Below are 25,080 nucleotides of genomic sequence, written 5' to 3' on the forward strand. Positions count from 1 at the left end.
GGGGTTCTAAAGCGCGGCGCGCAGCGCGAGCCAGGAATCGCGTTTCGCCGCGAAGCCGATCGTGTGCGCGGCGCTGCTCGACGGCAGGTCGATGATCGCGATGCCTTCGAGCGGCGGCAGTTGGCGCCGGCCGATCGCCGCCGCCTTGCCGCCGTTGAACGCGATCATGCGGAGGGCGGGCAGATCGGCGACCAGCGCGGCGAGGTCGTGCGGCTCGGCTTCGCGGATCAGCGAATCGCTGCTCGTGCGGCGCTCGGCGCTGCGGATCACGTCCCACAGCCCGACCTTCATCGCGTGCAGCTCCGCCAGCCGCTCGGCATAGGGCAGCGCCGCGAGCGGGCGGGCGAGGACATCGCCGAGCAGGCGCCAGAACTGGTTGGTCGGATGCGCATAATATTGCCGTTCGGCGAGCGACCGCGCGCCGGGCAGGCTGCCGAGGATCAGCAGGCGCGTATCGAGGGCGACGTGCGGGGCAAAGCTGGCGTGGCGCGCGGTGGGCATGGCAGGGGGATAGCGCGGACGCGGCGGCGCAACAATATTACCGGCTGCGGAGCCCTGCCTCTTGACCATCGGGGGAATCGCCGCTAGGGGCGCGCTCGACCGAAAAGGGCAGTTTGCTGCCTTTTTCAGTTACAACAGCGCTTGAACATTGCTGGCGCGGATGGAGCCTCCGGAGGATCAATGCGATTCCGCCGGGGTCTTTTGCTGTTATCAGGTCGGCCGTTTTTCGCCCTTTTTGGCGGGTAAGCGGCCGGAGCTTCATCCACCGCGGTACAGTAACCGTTCGCTTTGATGGGCGAACACAAAAAGGTGAAGCATTCATGCCCACGATCAACCAGCTGGTCCGCAAGGGTCGGACGCCGCAAAAGGCGAACTCCAAGGTCCCGGCGATGGAAGCGAACCCGCAAAAGCGCGGCGTTTGCACCCGTGTCTATACGACGACCCCGAAAAAGCCGAACTCGGCGCTCCGCAAGGTTGCCAAGGTCCGCCTGACCAACAGCCGCGAAGTCATCACCTACATCCCCGGCGAAGGCCACAACCTCCAGGAACACAGCGTCGTGCTGATCCGCGGCGGTCGTGTCCGCGACCTTCCCGGTGTGCGTTACCACGTCCTGCGCGGCGTGCTCGATACGCAGGGTGTTAAGGACCGCAAGCAGAGCCGTTCGAAATACGGTGCGAAGCGTCCGAAGTAAGGACCGCTCTTTCGGCTATTTGATCATCCCTGGCTGCTCTTGCGCCGGGATGCTGTTGTAAAAGGAATTACCTATGGCTCGTCGTCGTCGTCCTGAACGTCGCGAAATCCTGCCCGATCCCCGTTTCGGGGATGTCGTGCTGTCGAAATTCATGAACAGCGTCATGCTGGACGGAAAGAAGTCCGTCGCCGAAAGCATCGTCTACGGTGCCCTAGAATCGGTCGAAGCCCGCGCCAAGAAAGAACCGATCGGCGTGTTCCACGAAGCGCTGGCGAACATCCGCCCGAACATCGAAGTCCGCAGCCGCCGCGTCGGCGGTGCGACCTATCAGGTTCCGGTCGAGGTCCGTCCCGACCGTGCGCAGGCGCTGGCGATCCGCTGGCTGATCGCCGCCGCGCGCAACCGCAGCGAAACCACGATGGCCGCGCGCCTGTCGGGCGAACTGCTCGACGCGTCGAACAACCGCGGCAACGCGGTGAAGAAGCGCGAAGACACGCATCGCATGGCCGAAGCGAACCGCGCCTTCAGCCACTATCGCTGGTAATTCGCGCGGACGGTCCCCGTATTCTGGGGCCGTCTCGCAATCGTAACAAACCTTCCTATATCGGGGGCGGCCCCACCGGCCGCCCCCCAAATCCAAGGAAAAGACCATGGCACGCAGCCATCCGCTCGAACACTATCGCAACTTTGGGATCATGGCGCACATCGACGCCGGCAAGACCACGACGACCGAGCGCATTCTCTATTACACCGGCAAGTCCTACAAGATCGGCGAAGTCCATGACGGCGCCGCGACGATGGACTGGATGGAACAGGAACAGGAACGCGGCATCACGATCACGTCGGCGGCGACCACCTGTCTGTGGAAGGCCGATGAGGGCAAGGGGCCCGAGCATCGCCTGAACATCATCGACACCCCCGGACACGTCGACTTCACGATCGAGGTCGAGCGCTCGCTTCGCGTCCTCGACGGCGCGATCACCGCGTTCGACGGCGTTGCCGGCGTCGAACCGCAGTCGGAAACCGTGTGGCGCCAGGCGGACAAATATAAAGTTCCGCGCATGTGCTACATCAACAAGCTCGATCGCACCGGCGCCAACTTCTATTATTGCGTGCAGACGATCATTGATCGCCTCGGCGCGACGCCGGCGGTGCTGTATCTGCCGATCGGTGCCGAAAGCGACTTCGTCGGCCTCGTCGACCTCGTCAACGAGCGCGCGATCATCTGGAAGGACGAAAGCCTCGGCGCCGAATTCTTCTATGAAGACATCCCGGCGGACATGAAGGACAAGGCCGCCGAATATCGCGAAAAGCTGGTCGAGCTCGCCGTCGAACAGGACGACGATGCGATGGAAGCCTATCTCGAGGGCACCGTCCCCGACGTCGCGACGCTGAAGGCGCTGATCCGCAAGGGCACGCTGGCGCAGGCCTTCGTGCCCGTGCTGTGCGGCTCGTCGTTCAAGAACAAGGGCGTCCAGGCGCTGCTCGACGCGGTCGTCGACTATCTGCCCTCGCCGCTCGACATTCCCGACGTCCAGGGCATCAACCCGGCGAACGACCAGCCCGACTCGCGCGAGACTTCGGACTCGGCGCCGCTGTCGCTGCTCGCGTTCAAGATCATGAACGATCCGTTCGTCGGTTCGCTCACCTTCGCTCGCATCTATTCGGGCACCTTGAACAAGGGCACCTACTTGAACTCCGTCAAGGACAAGAAGGAAAAGGTCGGTCGTATGCTGCTGATGCATGCGAACAGCCGCGAGGACATCGAGGAAGCCTATGCGGGCGACATCGTCGCGCTGGCGGGCCTCAAGGAAACCACCACCGGGGACACGCTCTGCGCCACCAACGCGCCGATCATCCTCGAGCGGATGGAATTCCCCGAGCCGGTCATCGAGCTGTCGGTGGAACCGAAAACCAAGGCCGACCAGGAACGCATGGGCATCGCGCTCAACCGCCTGGCCGCCGAGGATCCCTCGTTCCGCGTTTCGACCGATCATGAATCGGGCCAGACGATCATCAAGGGCATGGGCGAACTCCACCTCGACATCCTCGTCGATCGCATGAAGCGCGAGTTCAAGGTCGAGGCGAATGTCGGCGCGCCGCAGGTGGCATATCGCGAATCGCTCGCGAAGCCGGTCGACGTCGATTATACCCACAAGAAGCAGTCGGGCGGCTCGGGCCAGTTCGGCCGCGTCAAGGTCAGCGTCGCCCCCGGCGAGCGCGGTTCGGGCATCACCTTCATCGACGAGATCAAGGGCGGCAACATCCCGCGCGAATATATCCCGTCGGTTGAAAAGGGTATGCGCGAATCGGCCGAAAACGGTCACATGATCGGCTTCCCGATCATCGACTTCGAAATCAAGCTCACGGACGGCGCGTATCACGACGTCGACTCGTCGGCGCTGGCGTTCGAAATCGCGGGCCGCGCGGCGATGCGCGAAGTGGCGGCGAAAGCCGGCATCAAGCTGCTCGAGCCGGTGATGAAGGTCGAGGTCGTGACTCCCGAGGAATTCATGGGGGACGTGATCGGCGATCTTAACAGCCGCCGAGGGCAGATTCAGGGCACCGACAGCCGCGGCATCGCCCAGGTCGTCGAGGCGATCGTGCCGCTGGCGAATATGTTCGGTTATGTGAATCAGCTGCGCAGCTTCAGCCAGGGGCGCGCCAGCTATTCGATGCAGTTCTCGCATTATGAAGAAGTGCCGACGAACGTCGCTGAAGAGGTGAAGGCCAAGATGGCCTGATGGGCTCAAGCCGCGCGGACTTGCGCCGCGCGGCAAGACCTACTAAGGGCGGCGCCTGATTCAGCAGGCTCGTCCAAACTGATCAACCCAAACACATGAACAAGAAGGTTCCATATCATGGCTAAGGCTAAATTTGAGCGGACGAAGCCGCACTGCAACATCGGCACCATCGGTCACGTCGACCATGGCAAGACCTCGCTGACCGCAGCGATCACCAAGGTGCTGGCGGAAAACATCGCGGGCAACGCGGCCGTCGACTTCGCGAACATCGACAAGGCGCCCGAAGAGCGCGAGCGCGGCATCACTATTTCGACTGCGCACGTCGAATATGAGACGAACGGTCGCCACTATGCGCACGTCGACTGCGCCGGCCACGCCGACTATGCGAAGAACATGATCACCGGCGCCGCGCAGATGGACGGCGCGATCCTCGTCGTGTCGGCCGCTGACGGCCCGATGCCGCAGACCAAGGAGCACATCCTGCTCGCGAAGCAGGTCGGCGTTCCGACCATGGTCGTCTTCCTCAACAAGGTCGACCAGCTCGACGATCCCGAGCTGCTCGAGCTCGTCGAACTCGAAATCCGCGAGGAGCTTTCGAAGCGCGACTTCGACGGCGACAATATTCCGATCATCGCCGGTTCGGCCCTCGCCGCGCTGGAAAGCCGCGACGACAACATCGGCAAGGACGCGATCCTGAAGCTGATGGACGCGGTCGACAGCTGGATCCCGCAGCCCGAGCGTCCGCTCGACAAGCCCTTCCTGATGCCGATCGAAGACGTGTTCTCGATCTCGGGTCGCGGCACCGTCGTCACCGGCCGCGTCGAAACCGGCGTCGTCAAGGTCGGTGAAGAAGTCGAGATCGTCGGCATCAAGGACACCAAGAAGACGACCGTCACCGGCGTCGAAATGTTCCGCAAGCTGCTCGATCAGGGCGAAGCCGGCGACAACATCGGTGCGCTGATCCGCGGCGTCGGTCGTGAAGAAGTCGAGCGCGGCCAGGTTCTGGCCAAGCCCGGCTCGATCACGCCGCACACCGAGTTCACCTCGGAAGTCTATGTCCTGTCGAAGGACGAAGGCGGCCGTCACACGCCGTTCTTCGCGAACTATCGTCCGCAGTTCTACTTCCGCACCACCGACGTCACCGGCGAGGTTATCCTCCCCGAGGGCACCGAGATGGTCATGCCGGGCGACAACGTCCAGCTGTCGGTCAAGCTGATCGCCCCGATCGCCATGGACCAGGGTCTGCGCTTCGCGATTCGCGAAGGCGGCCGCACGGTCGGCGCAGGGGTTGTCGCGACGATCACAAAGTAATATAGGGCCGCGAGCCGCGCGATTCGGATCGATTCGCGCGGCTCGTAGCTTAAAGGTTTTTGATGGCCTCACCGGCTTCCAACAGGAGGCCGGGGCAGGCCATTTCGGCTCTTTCGCATCGTTAGACGGGATTCGACTGGAACAGTCATGGAAACGCAGAATATTCGCATTCGCCTGAAGGCCTTTGATCACCGCGTGCTCGATCAGGCCACCACCGACATTGCCGATACGGCACGTCGCACGGGCGCTCTCATTCGCGGTCCGATCCCGCTTCCGACGCGTATTGAAAAATTCACCGTGAACCGCGGTCCGCACATCGACAAGAAGTCGCGCGAGCAGTTCGAGGTACGTACCCACAAGCGGCTGCTCGACATCGTGCAGCCCACCCCGCAGACGGTCGATGCGCTGATGAAGCTCGACCTCGCCGCGGGCGTGAACGTCGAGATCAAGTTGGCCTAAGGTCAACGCAGCCCCCGCTTTCGCGGGGGTCTCTATCGGCCAGGCACTTCGGTGCCGGCACCGTCCGGAGCGATCCGGACCGACGATAGGGTGGATACCGCCGGACCGCTTCCTTGAAGCATCATGGTCCGGGCTGCGTCCCCCGTCTCGCCGCAGATCCTTCGGGATGGCGGCACCTCAGCCCGGACGGGGCGATGCATTGAAATCTTGGGCTGGGAGGGTTCCGCCGGGGTCTGCCTCGGTGGGTCCCGCAAGCCGTGCGGAATGGTCCGCCCGGCCTCTGTTGAGGAGTATGATCATGCGTACTGGCGTGATCGCGAAGAAAATGGGGATGACCCGCCTGTTTCAGGACGACGGCCGCCACGTGCCCGTCACCGTCCTGAGCCTCGAAGGCTGCCAGGTCGTCTCCGTGCGCGATAAAGACCGCGACGGCTATGTGGCCGTTCAACTCGGTGCCGGATCGGCCAAGGCGAAGAACGTCGCCAAGCCGCAGCGCGGCGCCTATGGCAAGGCCGAGGTCGAGCCCAAGGCGAAGCTCGTCGAATTCCGCGTCGCCGACGACGCGACGCTCGACGTCGGCGCCGAACTGTCGGCCGATCACTTCGTCGCCGGCCAGATCGTTGACATCCAGGGCGTCACGCAAGGCAAGGGCTTTGCCGGTGCGATGAAGCGCTGGGGTTTCGGCGGTATGCGCGCGACCCACGGCGTGTCGATCAGTCACCGTGCGCATGGTTCGACCGGTAACCGCCAGGATCCCGGCCGCGTCTTCAAGAACAAGAAGATGGCCGGCCACATGGGCGCGCGCAACCGCACCCAGCAGAATCTCGAAATCGTCCGCACCGACGTCGAGCGCGGCCTTCTCTTCGTCAAGGGCTCGGTCCCTGGCTCGAAGGGCGGCTGGTTGCTCGTCCGCGATGCGGTGAAGCTGCCGCGTCACCCTGAGGCTCCCTATCCGGCGGGCATCAAGAGCGCGGCCAACACCAACGATGCCCCGGCTGACGCGCCGGTCGAAACGCCGGTCGAAGAAACCGTCGTCGACACCGCGGCCACCGACGGCGCACAGGAGTCCTGATCATGAAGGTCAAGGTTCAGACCCTCGATGGCAAGGCTGGCGCCGACATCGACCTTAACGACGACGTCTTCGGCGTCGATGCGCGCACCGACATCCTGCACCGCGTCGTCGCGTGGCAGCTCGAAAAGCGCCGCGGCCCCGCCCGCGCCGCTCGCGAGCGCAGCGACGTTGCCCGCACCGGCAAGAAGTTCGGTCGCCAGAAGGGCGGCGGCACGGCTCGTCACGGCGATCGCAAGGCGCCGATCTTCATCGGCGGCGGCAAGGCGCACGGCCCGCGGGCCCGCACCTTCGGTCACTCGCTGAACAAGAAGATCCGCAGCCTCGGCCTCAAGATGGCGCTGAGCGACAAGGCGCTGGGCGGCAAGCTCGTCGTTCTCGACACGCTCGAGCTCAAGGACGCGAAGACCAAGGCGCTCGCCGGCAAGCTCGGCAAGCTCGACCTCGGGAACCGCGCCCTGTTCATCGACGGCGACGCGGTCCACGCCAGCTTCGCGATGGCATCGGCTAACCTGATCGGCATCGACGCGATGCCGGCCGCGGGCGCCAATGTCTATGACATCATCCGTGCCGACACGCTGGTCCTGACCCGCGCGGCGGTCGAAAAGCTGGAGGCCCGTTTCAATGGCTAACGCAAAAACTGTCGATGCGCGTCATTATGACGTGATCCTCGCTCCGGTGATCACCGAAAAGTCGACGCTGCTCAGCGAAAACAACGCCGTGGTGTTCAAGGTCGCGAATGACGCGACCAAGCCCGCGATCAAGGCAGCCGTCGAGGCGCTGTTCGATGTCAAGGTCGTCGGCGTCAACACGCTCGTCACTAAGGGCAAGACCAAGCGCTGGAAGGGCAAGCCCTACACCCGCAGCGACGTGAAGAAGGCGATCGTTCGCCTGGCCGAAGGCCAGTCGATCGACGTCACCACGGGCGTCTGAGCGGCTCGGGAAGGCAGAGAAAATGGCACTCAAACATTATAACCCGACCAGCCCCGCGCAGCGCGGCCTGATCCTCGTCGACAAGTCGTCGCTGTGGAAGGGCAAGCCCGTCAAGGCGTTGACCGAAGGCAAGCGCAAGACCGGCGGCCGCAACAACAAGGGTCATGTGACCTCGCGCGGCATCGCCGGCGGCCACAAGCAGAAGTACCGCTTCATCGACTTCAAGCGTCGCAAGTGGGACATGCCGGCCACCGTCGAGCGTCTGGAATATGACCCCAACCGCACGGCGTTCATCGCCCTCGTGAAATATGAGGACGGCGAGCAGACCTATATTCTGGCGCCGCAGCGTCTGGCCGTCGGCGACACTGTCGTTGCCGGCAAGAAGACTGACGTGAAGCCGGGCAATGCGATGGAATTGTCGCAGATGCCGGTCGGCACGATCGTCCACAATATCGAGATGAAGCCGGGCAAGGGTGGCCAGATCGCCCGTTCGGCAGGCACCTATGCGCAGGTCGTCGGTCGTGACCGCGGCCTCGTCATCGTGCGTCTCGGCTCGGGCGAACAGCGCTACATTCGCGGCGAGTGCATGGGCACGGTCGGCGCGGTGTCGAACCCCGACAACCAGAACACCAATCTGGGCAAGGCGGGCCGCGGCCGCTGGCTCGGCAAGCGTCCGCTGACTCGCGGCGTCGCCAAGAACCCGGTCGATCACCCGCACGGCGGTGGTGAAGGCCGCACCTCGGGTGGCCGTCATCCGGTGACCCCGTGGGGCAAGCCGACCAAGGGTGCTCGTACCCGCCATAACAAGTCGACCGACAAGATGATCATCCGGTCGCGTCACGCGAAGAAGAAGAGGTAAGCCATGGCTCGCTCGGTCTGGAAGGGTCCGTTTGTCGACCTTCATCTCCTCAAGAAAGCCGAAACGGCCCAGGACGGCGGCAGCTCTGCCCCGATCAAGACCTGGTCGCGCCGGTCCACCATCCTGCCGCAGTTCGTCGGGCTGACCTTCAACGTCTACAACGGCCGCAAGTTCGTGCCGGTGTCGGTCAATGAAGACATGGTCGGCATGAAGCTGGGTGAATTTGCGCCGACGCGCTTCTTCCCCGGCCACGCGGCCGACAAGAAGGGCAAACGCTAATGGGCAAGGAAAAGTCCCCCCGCCGCGTTGCGGACAATGAGGCGCTCTCGGTCGGCACGCAGATTCGCGGCTCGGCGCAGAAGCTGAACCTCGTCGCCGCGCTGATCCGCGGCCGCAAGGTCGAAGACGCGATGAACGTCCTCGCTTTCTCGAAGAAGGCGATGGCCGTCGATGTGCGCAAGGTTCTCGCCAGCGCCGTTGCGAACGCGGAAAACAACCACAACCTCGACGTTGACGCGCTGGTCGTCAAGGAAGCGAGCGTGGGCAAGTCGATCTCGATGAAGCGCTGGCACGCTCGCGGCCGCGGCAAGTCGACCCGGATCGTCAAGCCCTTCAGCCGCATCCGCATCGTCGTCCGCGAACAGGAAGAAGAGGCGTAAGATGGGCCAGAAGAGCAATCCGATCGGCCTGCGCCTGCAGGTCAACCGCACCTGGGACAGCCGCTGGTTCGCCGAGGGCCAGGACTATGGCCGCATGTTGGTCGAGGATCTGAAGATCCGCAAATATGTGTTCAAGACCCTGCCGCAGGCCGCGATCTCGAAGGTCGTGATCGAGCGTCCGGCGAAGCTGTGCCGCGTGTCGATCTATGCCGCCCGTCCGGGCGTCATCATCGGCAAGAAGGGCGCCGATATCGAGAAGCTGCGTAAGAAGCTCGGTGAGCTGACGGGCAGCGACGTGTCGCTGAACATCGTTGAGATCCGCAAGCCCGAAGTCGACGCCAAGCTCGTCGGCCAGGGCATTGCCGACCAGCTCGAACGCCGCGTCGCCTTCCGCCGCGCGATGAAGCGCGCGGTGCAGTCGGCGATGCGTCTCGGCGCCGAGGGCATCCGCATCAACTGCGCCGGCCGTCTTGGCGGCGCGGAAATCGCGCGCACCGAATGGTATCGCGAGGGCCGGGTGCCGCTGCACACGCTGCGCGCCAACGTCGACTATGCCGAGGCCGAAGCGCACACCGCTTACGGTGTCTGCGGTATCAAGGTCTGGATCTTCAAGGGCGAGATCCTGGGTCATGACCCGATGGCGACCGACCGTCTGATGCTCGATGCGCAGACGACCGGCGTCCGTCCGGCCCGTGACGATCGCCGCTAAGGACTGCTGACATGCTGCAACCGAAAAAAACCAAGTTCCGCAAGGCTTTCAAGGGCCGCATCCATGGCCTCGCCAAGGGCGGCACCAGCCTGAACTTCGGCTCCTACGGCCTGAAGGCGATGGAACCCGAGCGCATCACCGCGCGCCAGATCGAAGCGGCTCGCCGCGCGATCAGCCGTGCGATCAAGCGTCAGGGCCGCCTCTGGATCCGCGTGTTCCCCGACGTTCCCGTGTCGTCGAAGCCCGCCGAAGTCCGCATGGGCAAGGGCAAGGGTTCGCCTGAATTCTGGGCCGCCCGCGTCAAGCCCGGCCGCATCCTGTTCGAACTCGACGGCGTCCCCGGTCCGGTGGCCGCGCTGGCGTTCGAACGTGCGGCGATGAAGCTGCCGATCAAGACGAAGGTCGTTGCCCGCCTCGGCGACACCTCGCACCTGGAGGGTTGAGGGCCATGGCCAAGACCGAAGATCTGACCAAGAAGACCGACGACCAGCTCGCCGAACAGCTTGGCGAACTGAAGCGTGAGGCGTTCAACCTCCGTTTCCAGGCCGCCACCGGCCAGCTGGAAAAGGCATCGCGGGTCAAGGAAGTGCGCCGCACCATCGCGCGCGTCAAGACCGAGCAGACCGGGCGCGCGCGCTCGGCCGCCAAGTAAGGAGACCAACCCATGCCGAAGCGCATTTTGACCGGCACGGTGGTGTCCGACAAGGGCGACAAGACCGTGGTCGTGAAGGTCGAACGGAAGGTCAAGCACCCTCTGTACGGCAAGATCATCCGCCGCTCGAAGAAGTATCACGCCCACGATGAGGACAACGCCATCAAGGCCGGCGAAACCGTCCGCATTGAGGAAACGAAGCCGATTTCGAAGCTGAAGACCTGGAAGGTTCTCGACAAGGTCGAAATCTCGACCAAGGCGAAGAAGGCCGACGAGATCGACGCGCAAGCGTAAAGAGTTTCACGGAACCGCCGGGGAGCCCCGGTAGGCCAAGGAAGAAGGAAGTGCATCGATGATTCAGATGCAGTCACAATTGGAAGTCGCCGACAACAGCGGTGCGAAGCGCGTCCAGTGCATCAAGGTGCTTGGCGGCTCGAAGCGTCGAGTCGCCGGCGTCGGCGACGTGATCGTCGTGTCGATCAAGGAAGCCCAGCCGCGCGGCAAGGTGAAGAAGGGCGACGTGCATCGCGCCGTCATCGTCCGCACCGCGAAGGATGTGCGCCGCGCCGACGGTTCGGTGATCCGTTTCGACAGCAACGCCGCGGTGCTCGTCAACAAGAATGAGGAGCCGATCGGCACGCGTATCTTCGGCCCCGTCGTCCGCGAACTGCGCGGCAAGGGCTATATGAAGATTATCAGCCTGGCGCCGGAGGTGCTCTGACCATGGCGAACAAGATCAAGAAGGGTGACACGGTCGTCGTCCTGTCCGGCAAGGACAAGGGCAAGACCGGCGAAGTGACGCAGAGCCTGCCGAAGGACGGCAAGGTCGTCGTCGCGGGCGTCAACGTCATCACCCGCCACCGCAAGCCGACCCAGCAGAACCCGCAGGGCGGCCTCGAGCGCAAGGAAGCGCCGCTCTTCGCGAGCAAGGTCGCGCTCGCCGATCCCAAGACCGGCAAGCCGACGCGCGTCCGCTTTGAAACCAAGGACGGCAAGAAGGTCCGCGTGGCCGTGAAGTCCGGGGAGACGATCAATGGCTGACACCTACACCCCGCGCATGCGCAAGCTCTATGACGACAAGATCGTCAAGGCGATGACCGAGAAATTCGGTTACAAGAATGTGATGGAAGTGCCGAAGATCGAGAAGATCACGCTCAACATGGGCGTCGGCGAAGCCACGCAGGACAAGAAAAAGGTCGAAGCCGCGGCAGCCGAAATGGAGCTGATCGCCGGCCAGAAGCCCGTCGTGACCAAGGCAAAGAAGTCGATCGCGCAGTTCAAGCTGCGCGAAGGCATGCCGATCGGCTGCAAGGTGACTCTGCGCCGCGAACGCATGTACGAGTTCCTCGATCGCCTGATCACGATCGCGATGCCGCGCATCCGCGACTTTCGCGGCGTGTCGGCGACCAGCTTCGACGGCCGTGGCAACTATGCCATGGGCCTGAAGGAACAGATCATCTTCCCCGAGATCAACTATGACCGCATCGACCAGGTGCGCGGCATGGACGTGATCGTCACCACCACCGCTCGCACGGATGACGAAGCCCGCGAACTGCTCAAGCTGTTCGGCTTCCCCTTCCCGATCGCAGCGCAGGAAAAGGAAGCCGCCTGATCCCCTTGGGACCAGGCCGGCTCTTTCAAGAAGGAAAGAGAACTTAAGTCATGGCGAAACTGAGTTCGATGAACAAGAACGAGCGTCGCAAGCAGCTGGTGAAGAAATATGCCGGCCGTTACGCAAAGCTGAAGGCGATTGCCGCCGACACCTCGCTCGACGATGGCGAGCGTCTGATCGCGCGCCTCAAAATGGCGGAAATCCCGCGCAACGGCAACCCGACCCGCATCCGCAACCGGTGCGAACTGACGGGCCGTCCGCGCGCTTATTACCGTAAATTCCGGCTGTGCCGTATCCAGCTCCGCGATCTGGCCAACAAGGGCCTGATCCCCGGTGTTGTGAAATCGAGCTGGTAAGGGACTAGAAGATGGCAATGACCGATCCCCTGGGTGATATGCTCACCCGCATCCGCAACGGCCAGCAGGCGAAGAAGGACAGCGTCCTGACCCCCGCCTCGACCCTGCGTGTCCGCGTTCTCGATGTGCTCCAGCGCGAAGGCTATATCCGCGGCTACAGCGAAGAAACGCTGGGCGCGAAGGGCCAGCACAAGGGCATCCGCATCGAGCTCAAATATTTCGAGGGCCAGCCGGCGATCCGCCACGTGGCCCGCGTCTCGAAGCCGGGCCGCCGCGTCTATTCGGGCTCGAAAGAGCTGCCGATCGTGCGCAACGGCCTGGGCATCACCATCGTGTCGACCCCGCGCGGCGTTCTTTCGGACGCCGAAGCCCGCGAACATAATGTCGGCGGCGAAGTGCTGGCGGAGGTGTTCTGATGTCGCGCATCGGTAAAAAATCAGTGGCGGTTCCCGGCGGTGTCACCGCCGCGATCGACGGCGGCCAGCTGTCGGTCAAGGGGCCGAAGGGCACGCTCGCGATGCCGCTGTCCGACAACATCAAATATGAAGTCGGCGAAGGCAGCATCTCGGTTCAACCCGCGAACGACAGCCGCGAGGCGCGTGCCTTTTGGGGTATGCAGCGCACGCTGGTGCAGAATCTGATCACGGGTGTGACCGAAGGCTTCACCAAGGTGCTCGAGATCACCGGCGTCGGCTATCGCGCCAACGCGCAGGGCAAGAATCTGAAGCTGCAGCTCGGCTACAGCCACGATGTCGATTTCGCGGTGCCCGAGGGCATCGAGATCAAGACGCCGGACAATACGACGATCGAGATCAGCGGTATCGACAAGCAGAAGGTCGGCCAGGTCGCGGCGGAAATCCGCCGTTGGCGCAAGCCCGAACCCTATAAGGGCAAGGGCATCAAATATCGCGGCGAGTACATCTTCCGCAAAGAAGGCAAGAAGAAGTAAGCCATGGCACATCTTACCACTTTCCAAAAACGCCGCCAGCGCGTCCGTACCGCGCTCCGTCAGCGCGCCGCCGGTCGGCCGCGGCTTTCGGTGCACCGTTCGGGCCGCCACATCTATGCGCAGCTCATCGATGACGCCGCCGGCAAGACGCTGGCCGCGGCTTCGACGCTCGACAAGGATGTGCGCGGCAAGACCGGCGCCACCGCGGCGGCGGCAGCCGACGTCGGCAAGCGCCTTGCCGACGCCGCCAAGAAGGCGGGCGTGACGCAGGTCGTGTTCGACCGCGGCGGCTTCCTGTTCCACGGGCGCATCAAGGCGCTGGCCGACGCGGCGCGCGAAGGCGGATTGGAGTTCTAATCATGGCAGACGAAGTTCAGAACGCCGAAGGCGCCCCCGAAGCAGCCCCCGCCCCCACCGAAGGCCAGGCTCCGCGCCGCGGTCGTGGCGGTGGTCGTGACGGCGGCCGGGGTGGCCGCGATGGTGGCCGTGGTCGCCGCGACGATCGTCGCCCGCGCGACGAGGATGGCGGCGAAGAGCTGATCGAAAAGCTCGTCCACATCAACCGCGTCTCGAAGACGGTGAAGGGCGGCAAGCGCTTCGGTTTCGCCGCGCTCGTCGTTGTCGGTGACGGCAAGGGCCGCGCCGGTTTCGGTCATGGCAAGGCGCGCGAAGTGCCCGAAGCCATTTCGAAGGCGACCGCCGCCGCGAAGAAGGCTATGATTCGCGTTCCGCTGCGCGACGGCCGTACGCTGCACCATGACGGCCGCGGCGTGTTCGGCGCCGGCAACGTCACGCTGCGCTCGGCGCCCGCCGGGACCGGCATCATCGCAGGTGGCCCGATGCGCGCCGTGTTCGAATCGCTGGGCGTGGCCGATGTGGTGACCAAGTCGGTCGGCACCTCGAACCCCTATAACATGATCCGCGCGACCTTCGAGGCGCTCGGCGAGCAGACCAGCCCGAAGTCGGTCGCGCAGCGCCGTGGCAAGAAGGTTTCGGACCTGATCAAGCGTGGCGGCTCGTCCGACCGCGCAGCCGAGGCCGAAGCCGCGGCGGTGACGGAGTAAGACGATGGCCGACAAGAAGATCAAGATCCGCCAGATCGGTTCGCCGATCCGTCGCCCCAAGAGCCAGCGTGCCATCCTGACCGGGCTCGGCCTGGGCAAGATGAACCGCGAGGTCGAACTGGTCGACACCCCGGAAGTGCGCGGCATGATCCGCAAGCTTCCGCACATGGTGGAAGTCGTCGAGGGCTGAATGAAGCTCTATCGCCTGTTGACTGGTCCCGATGACGCCGCCTTCTGCGCGCGCGTCGAGGGGCTGCTCAACCGGGGGTGGCAGCTGCACGGAAGCCCCTCGATGACGGAGGTCGATGGCCGCGGCTATGTCGCCCAGGCCATCGTGATGGAGAAGGCCGGGCCCTATCCCGGCTTTCAGCCGTCGAGTGAAATCGAACCGGACTAGTCCCTCGGGACGGTCTCTAGCGCGAACACAGCGAAAGCGAGTGCAATGACTATCAAGCTCAACGATCTTCGTGACAATAATGGCGCCCGCAAGGGCCGGATGCGCGTCGGACGCGGCATCGGCTCGGGCAAGGGCAAGACTGCCGGCCGCGGCCAGAAGGGCCAGAAGGCCCGCAGCGGCGTCGCGATCAACGGTTTCGAGGGCGGCCAGATGCCGCTCCACATGCGCATCCCGAAGCGCGGCTTCAACAACATCTTCGGCAAGGATTATGCGATCGTGAACCTGGGCCAGGTCCAGAAGCTGATCGATGAAAAGAAGCTCGACGCCAAGAAGACCGTCGATCACGCCGCGCTCAAGGCCGCGGGCGTTGCGCGCGGTGGCAAGGACGGCGTCCGCCTCCTCGCCAAGGGCGAACTGACCGCCAAGCTGACCTTCGCGGTCGCCGGCGCGTCGAAGGGCGCGATCGAGGCGGTCGAAAAGGCCGGCGGCAAGATCGAACTGCCCGCGGCGCCGGAAGCCAAGGCGGAATAAACGATATCGGATGGGGCGGCTCTCAGGAGCCGCCCCATTATCATTACACGAACCCTTTTTCCGTTCGTGTCGAGCGAAGTCGAGACGCCCATCGGAATGGCTCCATGCCGCGGGGCATCTCGACTTCGCCCGATGCCAACAAATATCAAAAGCGGCCTTGGAGCGTCGGCTCACCGCTAAATGGGCCTTTCCCCTTGCGCTTCGTGACCGTCGAACGCACATAGGCGCCGGGTCGCGGGGGGCGCGGTCCGCCACTCGAGGAATAACACCCATGGCCTCTCGCGCCGACCAGCTTTCTTCCAGCCTGAACTTTTCGAAGTTCGGCCAGGCGACCGAACTCAAGAATCGCCTGTGGTTCACGATCGGCGCGCTGATCGTCTTCCGCTTCCTGTCGTTCGTGCCGCTGCCGGGGGTTGATCCGGTCGCGCTGTCGCGGCTCTATTCGCAGGCGGCGTCGGGCGGCATCCTCGACATCTTCAACACCTTCTCGGGCGGCAGCCTGGAGCGCATGAGCATCATCGCGCTCGGCGTCATGCCCTATATTACCGCGTCGATCGTCGTTCAGCTCGCCTCGGCCCTCGCTCCCAGCCTCGCCGCGCTCAAGAAAGAGGGCGAGAGCGGACGCAAGAAGCTTAATCAATATACGCGCTACGGCACCGTCTTCCTGACCGCGATCCAGGGCTATTTCATCGCCGTCGGCCTCGAGACGCTCGGCCAGAGCCAGGGGGTTGCGGCGGTCGTCGACCCCGGCATGATGTTCCGCATCGGCGCCGTGATCAGCATCGTCGGCGGCACGCTCTTCCTGATGTGGCTGGGCGAACAGATCACCAGCCGCGGTATCGGCAACGGCGTCTCGCTGATCATCATGGCGGGCATCCTCGCCCAGCTTCCGCGCAGCTTCGCGCAGATGTTCACGCAGGTGCGCGAAGGCTCGATGGGCGGCGGCACGATCCTCGCCGTGATCGGCGGCGCGGTCCTGATCATCGCGGTGATCAGCTTCATGGAACTCGCGCAGCGCCGCGTCCTCGTCCAATATCCGAAGCGCGCGACGCAGCGCGGCATGATGCAGGCCGATCGCAGCCACCTGCCGCTCAAGGTCAACACCTCGGGCGTGATTCCGCCGATCTTCGCCTCGTCGCTGTTGCTGATGCCGCTCACCGTCACCCAGATGCTCGGCAACAATGTTCAGCAGGACACGGCGTGGGGCGAATTTCTCGTTACGATCAACCAGTATCTCGCGCACGGTCAGCCGCTCTATATGGCGCTCTATGCCGCGGGCATCATCTTCTTCTGCTTCTTCTACGTCGCGGTCGTCTTCAATCCCGAGGAGACCGCCGACAATCTGAAGCGCCAGAACGGCTTCATCCCCGGCATCCGTCCGGGCAAGAACACCGCTGCCTATCTCGACTTCGTGCTGACGCGCATCACCGTGATCGGCGCCGTCTATCTGGCGCTGATCTGCCTCGTCCCCGAATATTTCATCGCGGGGTCGGGTCTGCCGTTCCAGCTCGGCGGCACCAGTCTGCTGATCATCGTCAACGTGACGATCGACACGATCAGCCAGATCCAGAGCCACATGCTCGCGCATCAATATGGCGACCTGATCAAGAAGGCCAAATTGAAGGGCGGCGTTGCGCGGCGCTGATCGGTCGGTTAGGGCCACCCCGACGGAACGGGAAACAGGGGCTTCCATGACGCTGAACATCATTTTGCTGGGTCCGCCGGGGGCGGGCAAGGGAACGCAGGCCTCGCGGCTCGAAAGCGAACATGGCATGGTCCAGCTTTCGACCGGCGACATGCTCCGCGCCGCGGTCAAGGCGGGAACGCCGATCGGCCTCCAGGCAAAGGCGGTGATGGACGCGGGCGAACTGGTGTCGGACGAAATCGTCTCGGGCCTGATCGGCGAACGGCTCGACGAGCTCGGCGGCGAAACCTCGGTGATCTTCGACGGCTATCCGCGCACCGCGGCGCAGGCCGACGCGCTCGATTCGATCCTCTCGGTGCGCGGCCGCAAGCTCGACCATGTGATCGAACTGGTGGTCGAAGAGGATGCGCTCGTCGACCGCATCACCGGGCGCTTCAGTTGCGCCAAATGCGGCGAAGGCTATCACGACCGTTACAAGCTGCCCAAGGTCGCCGATACGTGCGACGTCTGCGGCAGCCACGACTTCAAGCGCCGCCCCGACGACAATGAGGAAACGGTGCGCACGCGCATGACCGAATATCGCGCCAAGACCGCGCCGATCCTGCCGATCTACGAAGCGCGCGGCATCGTCAGCAAGGTCGACGGCATGGCCGACATCGACCATGTCAACGACGCGATCGAGGCCATCCTCGGCAGCTAGGCCAGCTAGCCAGTGCCCCCGTCGCCGTCTATGAAGGCGGCGAAGGGGACAGGGCATGTATTTCAAGACAATCTTTGGCGCGGCGCTGCTTTCGGTGGCGTCGCTAATGGTCGTTCCGGCGCAGGCGAAGGTCATCGACCAGAGCGACATCGGCTTCACCGTCGCGCATACCGCGCAGGTCGCGGCGACCCCCGACGATGTCTGGAAGATGCTGCGCCTCCCCGACAAATGGTGGTCGAAGGAACATAGCTGGTCGGGCGACGCCGCGAACTTCTGGCTCGATTCGCAGGCCGGTGGCTGCTTCTGCGAAAAGCTCCCGGGTGAGGGCGGCGCGATGGGCAGCGTCCAGCACGCGCGAATCATCTTCGCCAAGCCGGGCGAGATGATGCGCCTGTCGGGCGCCTTCGGTCCGCTCCAGAGCGAAGCGGTCACCGGCACGCTGACGATCCATATCAAGCCGACCGCGACAGGCAGCGCGATCCGCTTCGACTATGTCGTGGGCGGCTATATGCGCTTCAAGGTCGCCGACATCGCGCCCGCGGTCGACAAGGTGCTCGGCGAACAACTCGTCGGCCTCGCGAAAGCGCTGGGCGGATCGCTGCCGGTCGCGCATGAAAAGGACGACGGCGACGCGAAGGAAACGCCCGCGAAGGACGCGCCGGCCAGCGATGACCCCGGCCTCGACGCCGTCGCCGCCGATCTGGTGAAGGAAACGCCGAAGGATGAGCCCGAAGGCGAGTAACTATCGTCATCCCGGCGAAAGCCGGGATCCCGCCGGTGCGTCAAGAGGAGAAGGTGAGATCCCGGCCTTCGCCGGGATGACGGCGGAACCTAAGACTGGCCTTGCCCTCGCAGCTTCGCGAGCGCTGCAAACGGCCCCGCCTGATCTTCGCTGAGCACGCCCTTTTCGGCGAGGATGCGATCGGCGTCGGGATGGCGCGGAAAGGGATCGAGCGCCAGCGACAGCGTCTGCACCGCCGCTTCGCCGAGGTCGATCCGCTCGCCCTCCAGCGGCAGGATGTCGCAGTCGGCGTCGCTGATTTCGACCTCCTCCTCGCCGCTCCCGGCGGGGCTCGCATCGCGCAGGAAGCGGAGGTCGAAGGGCTCGTGGAGCGTGGCGGGCACCGGCAGGCCGGTTGCCGCGCAGCTTTGCACGACCTTCGCGTCGATCGTGCCCGTCGCCGCGATCCCGCCTGCGATGCTGCGCACCTCGGCGGTCACCGCGAAGCGGTCGAGCGCGACGAGCGCCAGCCGCCGCGCGATCGCCGCGCGCGCCGTCTCGTCGGCCTCGATCGCTACCGTGCGGCCCTGCCCCGCCTCGGCCAGCGTGACGATGTGCGAATATTCGGGCGCGGTCATGCGCGCGATCCGGGCAGATGGTCGGCGACGATCAGCGTCGCGACCGGCATCGCGGCGAGGCCCGCGCGCAAGTCCGCGACGCCCGCCAGAACATGCGCCAGCCCTGCGTCGGGCGCCGCCTTACCGCGCCACAGATTGCGCACCAGCGCCGCCTTCAGCTCCTCCGATCCATCGGGCGCGCGATAGGCGCCGAGCCGGCCGCCGAGCGCGCCGACCATCCGACCGATCTGCTTGCCGACGACCATGTCGCCGAAGCCGATCTGGCGCATCTGGCCGTCCATGTCGTCGACGAACAATTCGGTGAGCTGGACCCCAGCGAGCGCCTGGTCGGGGGCGTCGTCGATGCGGTGAAGGACGAGTGCCAGCACAAGGCTGATCATGTCGAAACGGCCGTCGAGCGTGTCGGGAACCTGGCCGTCGGTATACCAGTGCGGCGCGCGGGCGGCGGCGACCACGGCGTTCCACAGCGGGCGGCGCGCCTCGCGCGGGTCGGCGGCGGGTTTGAAGAGCTTGCGGAGCGATGAGAACATGGGATTCGCTTAGGCCGAATCGCCCCATCCGAAAAGGGGCGTCGGATTCGGTTTCCGCTGCGCGAAAACCGTTCGGCACCGGCCCGCTCCCCCACCGCCCGAAGACGACGCGTGGCGTCGAAGGGCCACCCATAGGATACTGCCGTCGGGTGGCCGGGTGGGGGAGCGGGCCGGTGCCGTCTCCACCAAAATCGAGTCAGCTTGGCGCAAGCATTGCCGCGGCATAAGCCGCTTGTGCCTGCCGTCTGCTTGCGGTTAAGAGGCGCGATTGCCAGCGCTCGCGCAAAGCGGCGCAACGGAGATAGTTGATGCCGATCCAGACCCCCATGCTTCCCGCCCGCCCCGTGCGCCTGATCGTCGCCGGGCTGGCGCTCGCGCTGACCGCCAGCGGCTGCGCGCAGCTCAAGGGGCGGCAGGGTTATGTCGTCGATCCGGTGCTGACCACCGCGATCACCCCCGGCGTCGACAATCGCGAATCGGTCGAAAAGACGCTGGGCCGCCCAACCTTCGTCGGTCAGTTCAGCGACAATGAATATTATTATGTGTCGCGCGAAACCCGCCAGCTCGCCTTCGCCCGCCCGCGCCCCGTCGCGCAGCAGGTGCTCCGCGTGCGCTTCGATCCCGCGGGCAATGTCGTCGGGGTCGACAAGACCGGCCTCGAACTGGTGAGCAAGATCAGCCCCGAAGGCGACAAGACCCCGACGCTCGGTCGTCACCGCAGCTTCTTCGAGGACATCTTCGGCAATATCGGCGCGGTCGGCGCCCCCGGCATGGCCGGCGGTGGCGGGTCGCAGGGGCAGTAAAGATTATCGATGTCCTGTTCAGGTTGATCCGTCTGGGAGCCTGACTTGTCCTTAAAAAACAACTGTTCCCCCGCGAAGGCGGGGGTCCATCTCCGGCCGGTGCTATTTTGAACCGACCGGAGATGGGTCCCTGCCTTCGCGGGGACACACAGCTTTTTTGCGCACAAATGCCTTGCGCCGATTGAATCCATCTCAACAGGACAGACTGTAGCGGAGGGGAGCCCTCTCGTTACCCCGCAATTCCCCCCGCGGCGAGCACTGCAAGCGTCACCAGGTCCGACGCGGGCGAGGCCATGGTTGCGACCTGCACCGGCTTTTCCATCCCGATCAGCATCGGGCCGATCACCGCGCTGCCGCCGAGTTCGCGCAGCAGCTTCGCCGACAGATTGCCCGATTGCAGCCCCGGCATGATCAGCACGTTCGCGGCCCCCGACAGGCGGCAGAAGGGATATTTCTCCATCACCTTCGCGTTGAGCGCGACGTCGGGCGCCATTTCGCCCTCATATTCGAACTCGGGCTTGCGCTCGTCGAGGATGTGGACCGCCTCGCGGATATTATCGAGCCATGACCCCGGCGGGTTGCCGAAGGTCGAATAGGAAAGGAAGGCGACGCGCGGTTCGTGCCCCATGCGGCGCGCGACCTGCGCGGTGCGCTCGGCGATGTCGGCGAGCATTTCGGCCGACGGGCGTTCGTTGACCGTCGTGTCGGCCATGAACACCGTGTGATGCTGGCCGACGAGGACGTGGATGCCGAACGCGGTCTTGCCCTCGGCGGGGTCGATCACGCGCCGCACCTCGCGCATCGTCTGCGAATAGGTGCGGGTAACGCCGGTGATCATCGCGTCGCCGAGACCGAGCTTGAGCAGTAGCGAGCCGAAGATGTTGCGGTCGCGGTTGACCATGCGCTCGATATCGCGGCGGAGGTAGCCGCGGCGCTGCAGCCGCTCGTACATCATCTCGACCATCTGCGGCACGTGCGGCGAATTGACGCTGTTGTGGACCTCGAAGCTTTCGGGATCGGTGACCCCCATCGCGCGCAGCTTGTCGTGCAGCCCCTCGCGCCCGACGAGCACCGGAATGCCGTAGCCGCCGTCGCGGAACTGGATCGCCGCGCGCAGCACCACTTCCTCCTCGCCCTCGGCGAAGACGACGCGCTTCGGATTGGCGCGCGCCGCTTCATAAGCGAGCGTCAGCACCGAGGTCGTCGGGTTGAGCCGTGCGCGCAGGCTGGTGCGATAAGCCTCCAGATCGGCGATCGGCTGCTGTGCGACGCCGGTGTCCATCGCCGCCTTGGCGACGGCGGCGGGAACGATTTCCATCAGCCGCGGGTCGAAGGGCGAGGGGATGATATATTCGGGGCCGAAGCTCGACGCGCGTCCGCCATAGGCCGCCGCGACCTCCTCGGGCACCTGCTGGCGCGCGAGGTCGGCGATGGCGTAGGCGGCGGCGATCTTCATCTCCTCGTTGATCGCGGTCGCGCGCACGTCGAGCGCGCCGCGGAAGATGAATGGGAAGCAGAGGACGTTGTTGACCTGGTTCGGATAGTCCGAGCGCCCGGTCGCGATGATCGCGTCGGGCCGCGCCGCGCGCGCATCGGGGGGCGAGATTTCGGGATCGGGGTTCGCCATCGCGAAGATGATCGGCGCGGGGGCCATGTCCTTGACCATCTCGGGCTTGAGCGCGCCCGCGGCCGACAGGCCCAGGAAGACGTCGGCGCCCTTCAGTGCCGCGGTCAGGTCGCGCGCCTCGGTCGGCACCGCGTGCGCCGACTTCCACTGGTCCATCCCCTCGGTGCGACCCTGATAGATGGTGCCCTTGCGGTCGCACATGATGACATTCTCGTGCCGCACACCCATCGCCTTGATCAGGGCCGTGCAGGCGATCGCGGCGGCGCCGGCGCCGTTGACGACGACCTTGATCTCGCCGAGATCGCGGCCGGTCAGGTGGCAGGCGTTGATCAGGCCGGCGGCGGTGATGATCGCGGTGCCATGCTGGTCGTCATGGAACACGGGGATGTTCATCTTTTCCTTGAGCGCCGCCTCGATGATGAAGCAGTTCGGTGCCGCGATATCCTCGAGGTTGATGCCGCCGAAGCTCGGTTCGAGCAGTTCGACCGCGTCGATGAACGCCTGCGGGTCTTCGGTCTTCACCTCGAGGTCGATCGAGTCGACGTCGGCGAAGCGCTTGAAGAGGACGGCCTTGCCTTCCATCACCGGCTTCGAGGCGAGCGCGCCGAGATTGCCGAGGCCGAGGATCGCGGTGCCGTTCGAAATCACCGCGACCAGATTGCCCTTGATCGTATAATCATAGGCTTTGGCCGGGTCCTCGGCGATCGCGTTGACCGGGACGGCGACACCGGGCGAGTAGGCGAGGCTGAGGTCGCGCTGGGTCGCCATCGGCTTCGAGGCGATGATCTCGATTTTCCCGGGCCGGCCGTAATTATGGTAGAGCAGGGCCTCGCGGTCCGAGAATTGCACCTTGTTGCCGCTGTCCATGTTTTTCCCCTTGGTTCGATTCCAGACGCGCGCCCGTTTCCCAATCCCCTAGCGTCACCTTGGCGAAATGTAACCGGCAATGTTGTGCGTCGGCGGTGGCGACAGGGACTCGGGTCATATATCTTCGTCATTCCCGCGAAAGCGGGAACCCAGCGCGGAGTCAGCCGACGCTTGCTCTGGGTTCCCGCTTTCGCGGGAATGACGAAAGTGGGGGCGTCCATTCTCCCCCTCAAAGCCGCCGTCGCATCGCCCGACCTTGCCATGCCGCCCCCAATCACTAAGCAGAGTGCGATGCCTGCCACCGCCCGCCCCGCCGCCAACAGTAACAGCGTCCCCGCCGCCACCCCGATGATGGCGCAATATTGGTCGTTGAAGGAGAAAGCGGGCGACTGCCTGCTCTTCTATCGCATGGGCGACTTTTTCGAGCTGTTCTTCGACGACGCGAAGGCGGCCGCTTCGACGCTCGACATCGCATTGACCTCGCGCGGCGAACATGGCGGCGCGCCGGTGCCGATGTGCGGCGTTCCCGTGCATAGCGCCGAATCTTATCTCGCGCGGCTGATCAAGGCGGGGCACCGCGTCGCGATCGCCGAGCAGATCGAGACCCCGGCCGAGGCGAAGGCGCGCGGCGGCTCGAAAGCGCTCGTCGCGCGCGACATCATCCGTTTCGTCACCGCGGGCACGCTGACCGAAGAGGCGCTGCTCGAGGGGCGCAGCGCGAACCGGCTCGCGGCGCTGGCGCGGGTCGGAAGCGAGGGCGAGGTCGCGATTGCCGCCGCCGACATCTCGACCGGACGGTTCGAGGTCGTCGCGGTGCGCCCCGAACAGGTCGATGCCGAGCTCGCGCGGCTCGCGCCCTCCGAACTGCTGGTCAGCGAACAGGCCGAGGAGGTGCCCGAGTGGGTCGCGCGCCAGGTCGTGCGGCGGCCATCGTCGGATTTTTCGAGCACGGCCGCCGAAAAGCGCCTCGAAGGCTTTTTCGGGGTCCGCACGCTCGACGGTTTCGGCCAGTTCTCCCGCGGCGAGCTGGCGGCGATGGGCGCGCTCGCCGCCTATCTCGACCATGTCGCGACCGGACAACCGATCTTCCTCCAGCCGCCGCTTCGCGTATCGGCGTCGGGGCGGATGGCGATCGACGCCGCGACGCGCGAAAGCCTGGAGCTCGTGCGCACGATGGCGGGAGCGCGCGACGGCAGCCTGCTCGGCACGATCGACCGCACCGTCACCGCGGCGGGCGCGCGGCTGCTCGCCGACGATCTCGCGAGCCCGCTCACCGACAAGGCGGCGATCCTCGACCGGCTCGACCTTGTCGACGCGCTCGCGCGCGATGCGCTGTGGCGCGGTGATCTCCGCGCCGCGCTGCGCGCGCTGCCCGATGCCGGGCGCGCGCTCGGCCGGCTTGTCGCGGGGCGCGGCGGCCCGCGCGATCTTGCCCAGCTTCGCGATGCGCTCGGCGGTGCGCGGCTCTTGCGCGAGCGGCTTGCGCGACGGCCCGACCTGCCGCCTTTGCTCGCGCGGCTGCTGCCCGGTCTCGACGGCCATGGCGCGCTCGTCGACGAGCTGACCCGCGCGCTGATCGAGACGCCGCCGGTCGACGCGGCGCAGGGCGGCTATGTCGCCGAGGGTTATGATCATGCGCTCGACGCCTTGCGCGAAACGGCACGCGACGGGCGCAAGGCGATCGCCGCGCTCGAAGCGCAGTATCGCGACCGCACCGGCATCGCTCCGCTGAAGATCCGCCACAATGGCGTGCTCGGCTATCATGTCGAGGTGCCTGCGAAACATGCCGATGCGCTGATGGCGCCCGAATCGGGCTTCACCCATCGCCAGACGCTCGCCGGCGTCGTCCGCTTCAACTCGGCCGATCTGCACGAAGCCGCGAGCCGGGTGACGCAGGCGGGGGTTCATGCGCTCGCGGCCGAGGCGGCGCATCTCGAAACGCTGACCGATCAGGCGGTGGCGCGGCGCGAGGCGATCGCCGCATCGTGCGACGTCCTCGCACGGCTCGACGTCGCGGCGGCGCTCGCCGATCATGCGATGAGCCATAATTGG

The 25,080-nt window shown here is 65.1% G+C and carries 35 protein-coding genes; 31 read left to right on the forward strand and 4 right to left on the reverse strand.

What is annotated here, in order from left to right; all coding sequences use genetic code 11:
• Positions 1-6 precede the first annotated feature (6 nt).
• A complete protein-coding gene (locus tag VHO04_RS00095) occupies positions 7-501 on the reverse strand; it encodes a DNA-deoxyinosine glycosylase (protein ID WP_329626486.1) in 495 nt (164 codons plus the stop codon).
• Positions 502-821: 320 nt separating this feature from the next.
• On the opposite strand from VHO04_RS00095, the gene rpsL reads away from it, so the two are divergent.
• The 29 genes from rpsL (at position 822) to VHO04_RS00240 (ending at position 18,584) form a co-directional block, all read left to right on the forward strand.
• Positions 822-1,193 (forward strand): 30S ribosomal protein S12, encoded by a 372-nt coding sequence (rpsL, locus tag VHO04_RS00100; RefSeq protein ID WP_329626487.1) that lies wholly within the window; start codon positions 822-824, stop codon positions 1,191-1,193.
• A 73-nt stretch (positions 1,194-1,266) separates the two neighbouring features.
• Entirely contained in the window at positions 1,267-1,737 is a 471-nt protein-coding gene (gene rpsG / locus VHO04_RS00105; protein ID WP_297664138.1) for a 30S ribosomal protein S7, read from the forward strand.
• Positions 1,738-1,843: 106 nt separating this feature from the next.
• Positions 1,844-3,937, forward strand: coding sequence for an elongation factor G (gene fusA, locus VHO04_RS00110; protein ID WP_329626488.1), 2,094 nt, complete (start codon positions 1,844-1,846; stop codon positions 3,935-3,937).
• 117 nt (positions 3,938-4,054) lie between these two features.
• On the forward strand, positions 4,055-5,248 hold the full coding sequence (gene tuf, locus VHO04_RS00115) for an elongation factor Tu (RefSeq protein ID WP_329626489.1): 1,194 nt from the start codon (positions 4,055-4,057) through the stop codon (positions 5,246-5,248).
• Positions 5,249-5,395: 147 nt separating this feature from the next.
• On the forward strand, positions 5,396-5,707 hold the full coding sequence (gene rpsJ / locus VHO04_RS00120; RefSeq protein ID WP_011543089.1) for a 30S ribosomal protein S10: 312 nt from the start codon (positions 5,396-5,398) through the stop codon (positions 5,705-5,707).
• 298 nt (positions 5,708-6,005) lie between these two features.
• Complete coding sequence (gene rplC / locus VHO04_RS00125; protein ID WP_329626490.1) at positions 6,006-6,779, forward strand: 50S ribosomal protein L3; 774 nt, start codon at positions 6,006-6,008, stop codon at positions 6,777-6,779.
• Between the two features lie 2 nt (positions 6,780-6,781).
• On the forward strand, positions 6,782-7,408 hold the full coding sequence (rplD, locus tag VHO04_RS00130) for a 50S ribosomal protein L4 (protein WP_297664145.1): 627 nt from the start codon (positions 6,782-6,784) through the stop codon (positions 7,406-7,408).
• Positions 7,401-7,709 (forward strand): 50S ribosomal protein L23, encoded by a 309-nt coding sequence (locus tag VHO04_RS00135; RefSeq protein WP_329626491.1) that lies wholly within the window; start codon positions 7,401-7,403, stop codon positions 7,707-7,709. Before rplD ends, VHO04_RS00135 begins: the two co-directional genes overlap by 8 nt.
• A gap of 22 nt (positions 7,710-7,731) precedes the next feature.
• The gene (gene rplB, locus VHO04_RS00140; protein WP_297664148.1) at positions 7,732-8,568 is read left to right on the forward strand and encodes a 50S ribosomal protein L2; all 837 of its coding nucleotides are present in this window, start codon (positions 7,732-7,734) and stop codon (positions 8,566-8,568) included.
• Positions 8,569-8,571: 3 nt separating this feature from the next.
• Complete coding sequence (gene rpsS, locus VHO04_RS00145) at positions 8,572-8,847, forward strand: 30S ribosomal protein S19 (protein ID WP_037556370.1); 276 nt, start codon at positions 8,572-8,574, stop codon at positions 8,845-8,847.
• The gene (rplV, locus tag VHO04_RS00150) at positions 8,847-9,227 is read left to right on the forward strand and encodes a 50S ribosomal protein L22 (RefSeq protein ID WP_054589690.1); all 381 of its coding nucleotides are present in this window, start codon (positions 8,847-8,849) and stop codon (positions 9,225-9,227) included. The genes rpsS and rplV overlap by 1 nt, the downstream gene beginning before the upstream one ends.
• A 1-nt stretch (position 9,228) precedes the next feature.
• Entirely contained in the window at positions 9,229-9,936 is a 708-nt protein-coding gene (rpsC, locus tag VHO04_RS00155; RefSeq protein ID WP_297664154.1) for a 30S ribosomal protein S3, read from the forward strand.
• An 11-nt stretch (positions 9,937-9,947) separates the two neighbouring features.
• Positions 9,948-10,379, forward strand: coding sequence for a 50S ribosomal protein L16 (gene rplP / locus VHO04_RS00160; protein ID WP_257546126.1), 432 nt, complete (start codon positions 9,948-9,950; stop codon positions 10,377-10,379).
• Positions 10,380-10,384: 5 nt separating this feature from the next.
• Positions 10,385-10,588: a 50S ribosomal protein L29 gene (rpmC, locus tag VHO04_RS00165; protein WP_257546124.1), complete on the forward strand. Its 204-nt coding sequence runs from the start codon at positions 10,385-10,387 to the stop codon at positions 10,586-10,588.
• Positions 10,589-10,600: 12 nt separating this feature from the next.
• Positions 10,601-10,882 (forward strand): 30S ribosomal protein S17, encoded by a 282-nt coding sequence (gene rpsQ, locus VHO04_RS00170; protein ID WP_297664160.1) that lies wholly within the window; start codon positions 10,601-10,603, stop codon positions 10,880-10,882.
• Positions 10,883-10,940: 58 nt separating this feature from the next.
• Positions 10,941-11,309, forward strand: a complete 369-nt coding sequence (gene rplN, locus VHO04_RS00175; RefSeq protein ID WP_033074348.1) for a 50S ribosomal protein L14 — start codon at positions 10,941-10,943, stop codon at positions 11,307-11,309.
• A 2-nt stretch (positions 11,310-11,311) separates the two neighbouring features.
• Complete coding sequence (gene rplX / locus VHO04_RS00180) at positions 11,312-11,629, forward strand: 50S ribosomal protein L24 (protein WP_257546113.1); 318 nt, start codon at positions 11,312-11,314, stop codon at positions 11,627-11,629.
• On the forward strand, positions 11,622-12,200 hold the full coding sequence (rplE, locus tag VHO04_RS00185; RefSeq protein WP_297664163.1) for a 50S ribosomal protein L5: 579 nt from the start codon (positions 11,622-11,624) through the stop codon (positions 12,198-12,200). Before rplX ends, rplE begins: the two co-directional genes overlap by 8 nt.
• 50 nt (positions 12,201-12,250) lie before the next feature.
• Positions 12,251-12,556: a 30S ribosomal protein S14 gene (rpsN, locus tag VHO04_RS00190; RefSeq protein ID WP_039578292.1), complete on the forward strand. Its 306-nt coding sequence runs from the start codon at positions 12,251-12,253 to the stop codon at positions 12,554-12,556.
• Between the two features lie 11 nt (positions 12,557-12,567).
• A complete protein-coding gene (gene rpsH, locus VHO04_RS00195) occupies positions 12,568-12,972 on the forward strand; it encodes a 30S ribosomal protein S8 (RefSeq protein ID WP_297664166.1) in 405 nt (134 codons plus the stop codon).
• A complete protein-coding gene (gene rplF / locus VHO04_RS00200) occupies positions 12,972-13,505 on the forward strand; it encodes a 50S ribosomal protein L6 (protein WP_329626492.1) in 534 nt (177 codons plus the stop codon). The genes rpsH and rplF overlap by 1 nt, the downstream gene beginning before the upstream one ends.
• Positions 13,506-13,508: 3 nt before the next feature.
• Positions 13,509-13,862 (forward strand): 50S ribosomal protein L18, encoded by a 354-nt coding sequence (gene rplR, locus VHO04_RS00205; protein WP_105999115.1) that lies wholly within the window; start codon positions 13,509-13,511, stop codon positions 13,860-13,862.
• Between the two features lie 2 nt (positions 13,863-13,864).
• Complete coding sequence (gene rpsE, locus VHO04_RS00210) at positions 13,865-14,569, forward strand: 30S ribosomal protein S5 (protein WP_297664171.1); 705 nt, start codon at positions 13,865-13,867, stop codon at positions 14,567-14,569.
• 4 nt (positions 14,570-14,573) lie between these two features.
• Complete coding sequence (gene rpmD, locus VHO04_RS00215) at positions 14,574-14,759, forward strand: 50S ribosomal protein L30 (protein ID WP_325542430.1); 186 nt, start codon at positions 14,574-14,576, stop codon at positions 14,757-14,759.
• Complete coding sequence (locus tag VHO04_RS00220) at positions 14,760-14,966, forward strand: DUF1737 domain-containing protein (RefSeq protein WP_329626493.1); 207 nt, start codon at positions 14,760-14,762, stop codon at positions 14,964-14,966. It abuts the gene before it with no gap.
• A gap of 45 nt (positions 14,967-15,011) precedes the next feature.
• Positions 15,012-15,497, forward strand: coding sequence for a 50S ribosomal protein L15 (rplO, locus tag VHO04_RS00225; protein WP_257546085.1), 486 nt, complete (start codon positions 15,012-15,014; stop codon positions 15,495-15,497).
• Between the two features lie 271 nt (positions 15,498-15,768).
• The gene (gene secY / locus VHO04_RS00230; protein ID WP_329626494.1) at positions 15,769-17,142 is read left to right on the forward strand and encodes a preprotein translocase subunit SecY; all 1,374 of its coding nucleotides are present in this window, start codon (positions 15,769-15,771) and stop codon (positions 17,140-17,142) included.
• Between the two features lie 52 nt (positions 17,143-17,194).
• Positions 17,195-17,842: an adenylate kinase gene (locus tag VHO04_RS00235; RefSeq protein WP_329626501.1), complete on the forward strand. Its 648-nt coding sequence runs from the start codon at positions 17,195-17,197 to the stop codon at positions 17,840-17,842.
• Between the two features lie 55 nt (positions 17,843-17,897).
• The gene (locus tag VHO04_RS00240) at positions 17,898-18,584 is read left to right on the forward strand and encodes a hypothetical protein (protein ID WP_329626495.1); all 687 of its coding nucleotides are present in this window, start codon (positions 17,898-17,900) and stop codon (positions 18,582-18,584) included.
• Positions 18,585-18,673: 89 nt separating this feature from the next.
• On the opposite strand, the gene VHO04_RS00245 is transcribed toward VHO04_RS00240, so the two are convergent.
• Together VHO04_RS00245 and VHO04_RS00250 are read right to left on the reverse strand one after the other, a co-directional pair.
• A complete protein-coding gene (locus tag VHO04_RS00245) occupies positions 18,674-19,201 on the reverse strand; it encodes a DUF177 domain-containing protein (protein ID WP_329626496.1) in 528 nt (175 codons plus the stop codon).
• Positions 19,198-19,731: a ubiquinol-cytochrome C chaperone family protein gene (locus tag VHO04_RS00250; protein WP_329626497.1), complete on the reverse strand. Its 534-nt coding sequence runs from the start codon at positions 19,729-19,731 to the stop codon at positions 19,198-19,200. The genes VHO04_RS00245 and VHO04_RS00250 overlap by 4 nt, the downstream gene beginning before the upstream one ends.
• Positions 19,732-20,039: 308 nt before the next feature.
• Here VHO04_RS00250 and VHO04_RS00255 point away from each other — a divergent pair, with 308 nt between their 5' ends.
• Complete coding sequence (locus VHO04_RS00255; protein ID WP_329626498.1) at positions 20,040-20,534, forward strand: outer membrane protein assembly factor BamE; 495 nt, start codon at positions 20,040-20,042, stop codon at positions 20,532-20,534.
• Between the two features lie 229 nt (positions 20,535-20,763).
• On the opposite strand, the gene VHO04_RS00260 is transcribed toward VHO04_RS00255, so the two are convergent.
• A complete protein-coding gene (locus VHO04_RS00260; RefSeq protein WP_257546070.1) occupies positions 20,764-23,028 on the reverse strand; it encodes an NADP-dependent malic enzyme in 2,265 nt (754 codons plus the stop codon).
• A 291-nt stretch (positions 23,029-23,319) separates the two neighbouring features.
• Between VHO04_RS00260 and mutS the strand changes: the two genes are divergently transcribed.
• Positions 23,320-25,080: DNA mismatch repair protein MutS (mutS, locus tag VHO04_RS00265; protein ID WP_329626499.1), on the forward strand; the 1,761-nt coding region annotated here is incomplete at its 3' end.

The organism is Sphingopyxis sp. (assembly GCF_036261875.1).
GTDB lineage: Bacteria > Pseudomonadota > Alphaproteobacteria > Sphingomonadales > Sphingomonadaceae > Sphingopyxis.

Bases quoted from the DNA above. Each gene is read 5' to 3' on its own strand.
- fusA (WP_329626488.1), top strand. From the start codon at position 1,844: ATGGCACGCAGCCATCCGCTCGAACACTATCGCAACTTTGGGATCATG.
- rplD (WP_297664145.1), top strand. From the start codon at position 6,782: ATGAAGGTCAAGGTTCAGACCCTCGATGGCAAGGCTGGCGCCGACATC.
- VHO04_RS00250 (WP_329626497.1), bottom strand. From the start codon at position 19,731: ATGTTCTCATCGCTCCGCAAGCTCTTCAAACCCGCCGCCGACCCGCGC.
- rpsC (WP_297664154.1), top strand. From the start codon at position 9,229: ATGGGCCAGAAGAGCAATCCGATCGGCCTGCGCCTGCAGGTCAACCGC.
- rplO (WP_257546085.1), top strand. From the start codon at position 15,012: ATGACTATCAAGCTCAACGATCTTCGTGACAATAATGGCGCCCGCAAG.
- rpsE (WP_297664171.1), top strand. From the start codon at position 13,865: ATGGCAGACGAAGTTCAGAACGCCGAAGGCGCCCCCGAAGCAGCCCCC.
- VHO04_RS00135 (WP_329626491.1), top strand. From the start codon at position 7,401: ATGGCTAACGCAAAAACTGTCGATGCGCGTCATTATGACGTGATCCTC.
- rpmC (WP_257546124.1), top strand. From the start codon at position 10,385: ATGGCCAAGACCGAAGATCTGACCAAGAAGACCGACGACCAGCTCGCC.
- rplB (WP_297664148.1), top strand. From the start codon at position 7,732: ATGGCACTCAAACATTATAACCCGACCAGCCCCGCGCAGCGCGGCCTG.
- rplP (WP_257546126.1), top strand. From the start codon at position 9,948: ATGCTGCAACCGAAAAAAACCAAGTTCCGCAAGGCTTTCAAGGGCCGC.
- rpsS (WP_037556370.1), top strand. From the start codon at position 8,572: ATGGCTCGCTCGGTCTGGAAGGGTCCGTTTGTCGACCTTCATCTCCTC.
- secY (WP_329626494.1), top strand. From the start codon at position 15,769: ATGGCCTCTCGCGCCGACCAGCTTTCTTCCAGCCTGAACTTTTCGAAG.
- rplE (WP_297664163.1), top strand. From the start codon at position 11,622: ATGGCTGACACCTACACCCCGCGCATGCGCAAGCTCTATGACGACAAG.
- rplF (WP_329626492.1), top strand. From the start codon at position 12,972: ATGTCGCGCATCGGTAAAAAATCAGTGGCGGTTCCCGGCGGTGTCACC.
- rplX (WP_257546113.1), top strand. From the start codon at position 11,312: ATGGCGAACAAGATCAAGAAGGGTGACACGGTCGTCGTCCTGTCCGGC.
- VHO04_RS00245 (WP_329626496.1), bottom strand. From the start codon at position 19,201: ATGACCGCGCCCGAATATTCGCACATCGTCACGCTGGCCGAGGCGGGG.
- rpsQ (WP_297664160.1), top strand. From the start codon at position 10,601: ATGCCGAAGCGCATTTTGACCGGCACGGTGGTGTCCGACAAGGGCGAC.
- rplR (WP_105999115.1), top strand. From the start codon at position 13,509: ATGGCACATCTTACCACTTTCCAAAAACGCCGCCAGCGCGTCCGTACC.
- rpsN (WP_039578292.1), top strand. From the start codon at position 12,251: ATGGCGAAACTGAGTTCGATGAACAAGAACGAGCGTCGCAAGCAGCTG.
- rplV (WP_054589690.1), top strand. From the start codon at position 8,847: ATGGGCAAGGAAAAGTCCCCCCGCCGCGTTGCGGACAATGAGGCGCTC.
- rpsG (WP_297664138.1), top strand. From the start codon at position 1,267: ATGGCTCGTCGTCGTCGTCCTGAACGTCGCGAAATCCTGCCCGATCCC.
- VHO04_RS00095 (WP_329626486.1), bottom strand. From the start codon at position 501: ATGCCCACCGCGCGCCACGCCAGCTTTGCCCCGCACGTCGCCCTCGAT.
- VHO04_RS00240 (WP_329626495.1), top strand. From the start codon at position 17,898: ATGTATTTCAAGACAATCTTTGGCGCGGCGCTGCTTTCGGTGGCGTCG.
- rplC (WP_329626490.1), top strand. From the start codon at position 6,006: ATGCGTACTGGCGTGATCGCGAAGAAAATGGGGATGACCCGCCTGTTT.
- rpsH (WP_297664166.1), top strand. From the start codon at position 12,568: ATGGCAATGACCGATCCCCTGGGTGATATGCTCACCCGCATCCGCAAC.
- rpsJ (WP_011543089.1), top strand. From the start codon at position 5,396: ATGGAAACGCAGAATATTCGCATTCGCCTGAAGGCCTTTGATCACCGC.
- tuf (WP_329626489.1), top strand. From the start codon at position 4,055: ATGGCTAAGGCTAAATTTGAGCGGACGAAGCCGCACTGCAACATCGGC.
- rpsL (WP_329626487.1), top strand. From the start codon at position 822: ATGCCCACGATCAACCAGCTGGTCCGCAAGGGTCGGACGCCGCAAAAG.
- VHO04_RS00220 (WP_329626493.1), top strand. From the start codon at position 14,760: ATGAAGCTCTATCGCCTGTTGACTGGTCCCGATGACGCCGCCTTCTGC.
- VHO04_RS00255 (WP_329626498.1), top strand. From the start codon at position 20,040: ATGCCGATCCAGACCCCCATGCTTCCCGCCCGCCCCGTGCGCCTGATC.
- rpmD (WP_325542430.1), top strand. From the start codon at position 14,574: ATGGCCGACAAGAAGATCAAGATCCGCCAGATCGGTTCGCCGATCCGT.
- rplN (WP_033074348.1), top strand. From the start codon at position 10,941: ATGATTCAGATGCAGTCACAATTGGAAGTCGCCGACAACAGCGGTGCG.
- VHO04_RS00260 (WP_257546070.1), bottom strand. From the start codon at position 23,028: ATGGACAGCGGCAACAAGGTGCAATTCTCGGACCGCGAGGCCCTGCTC.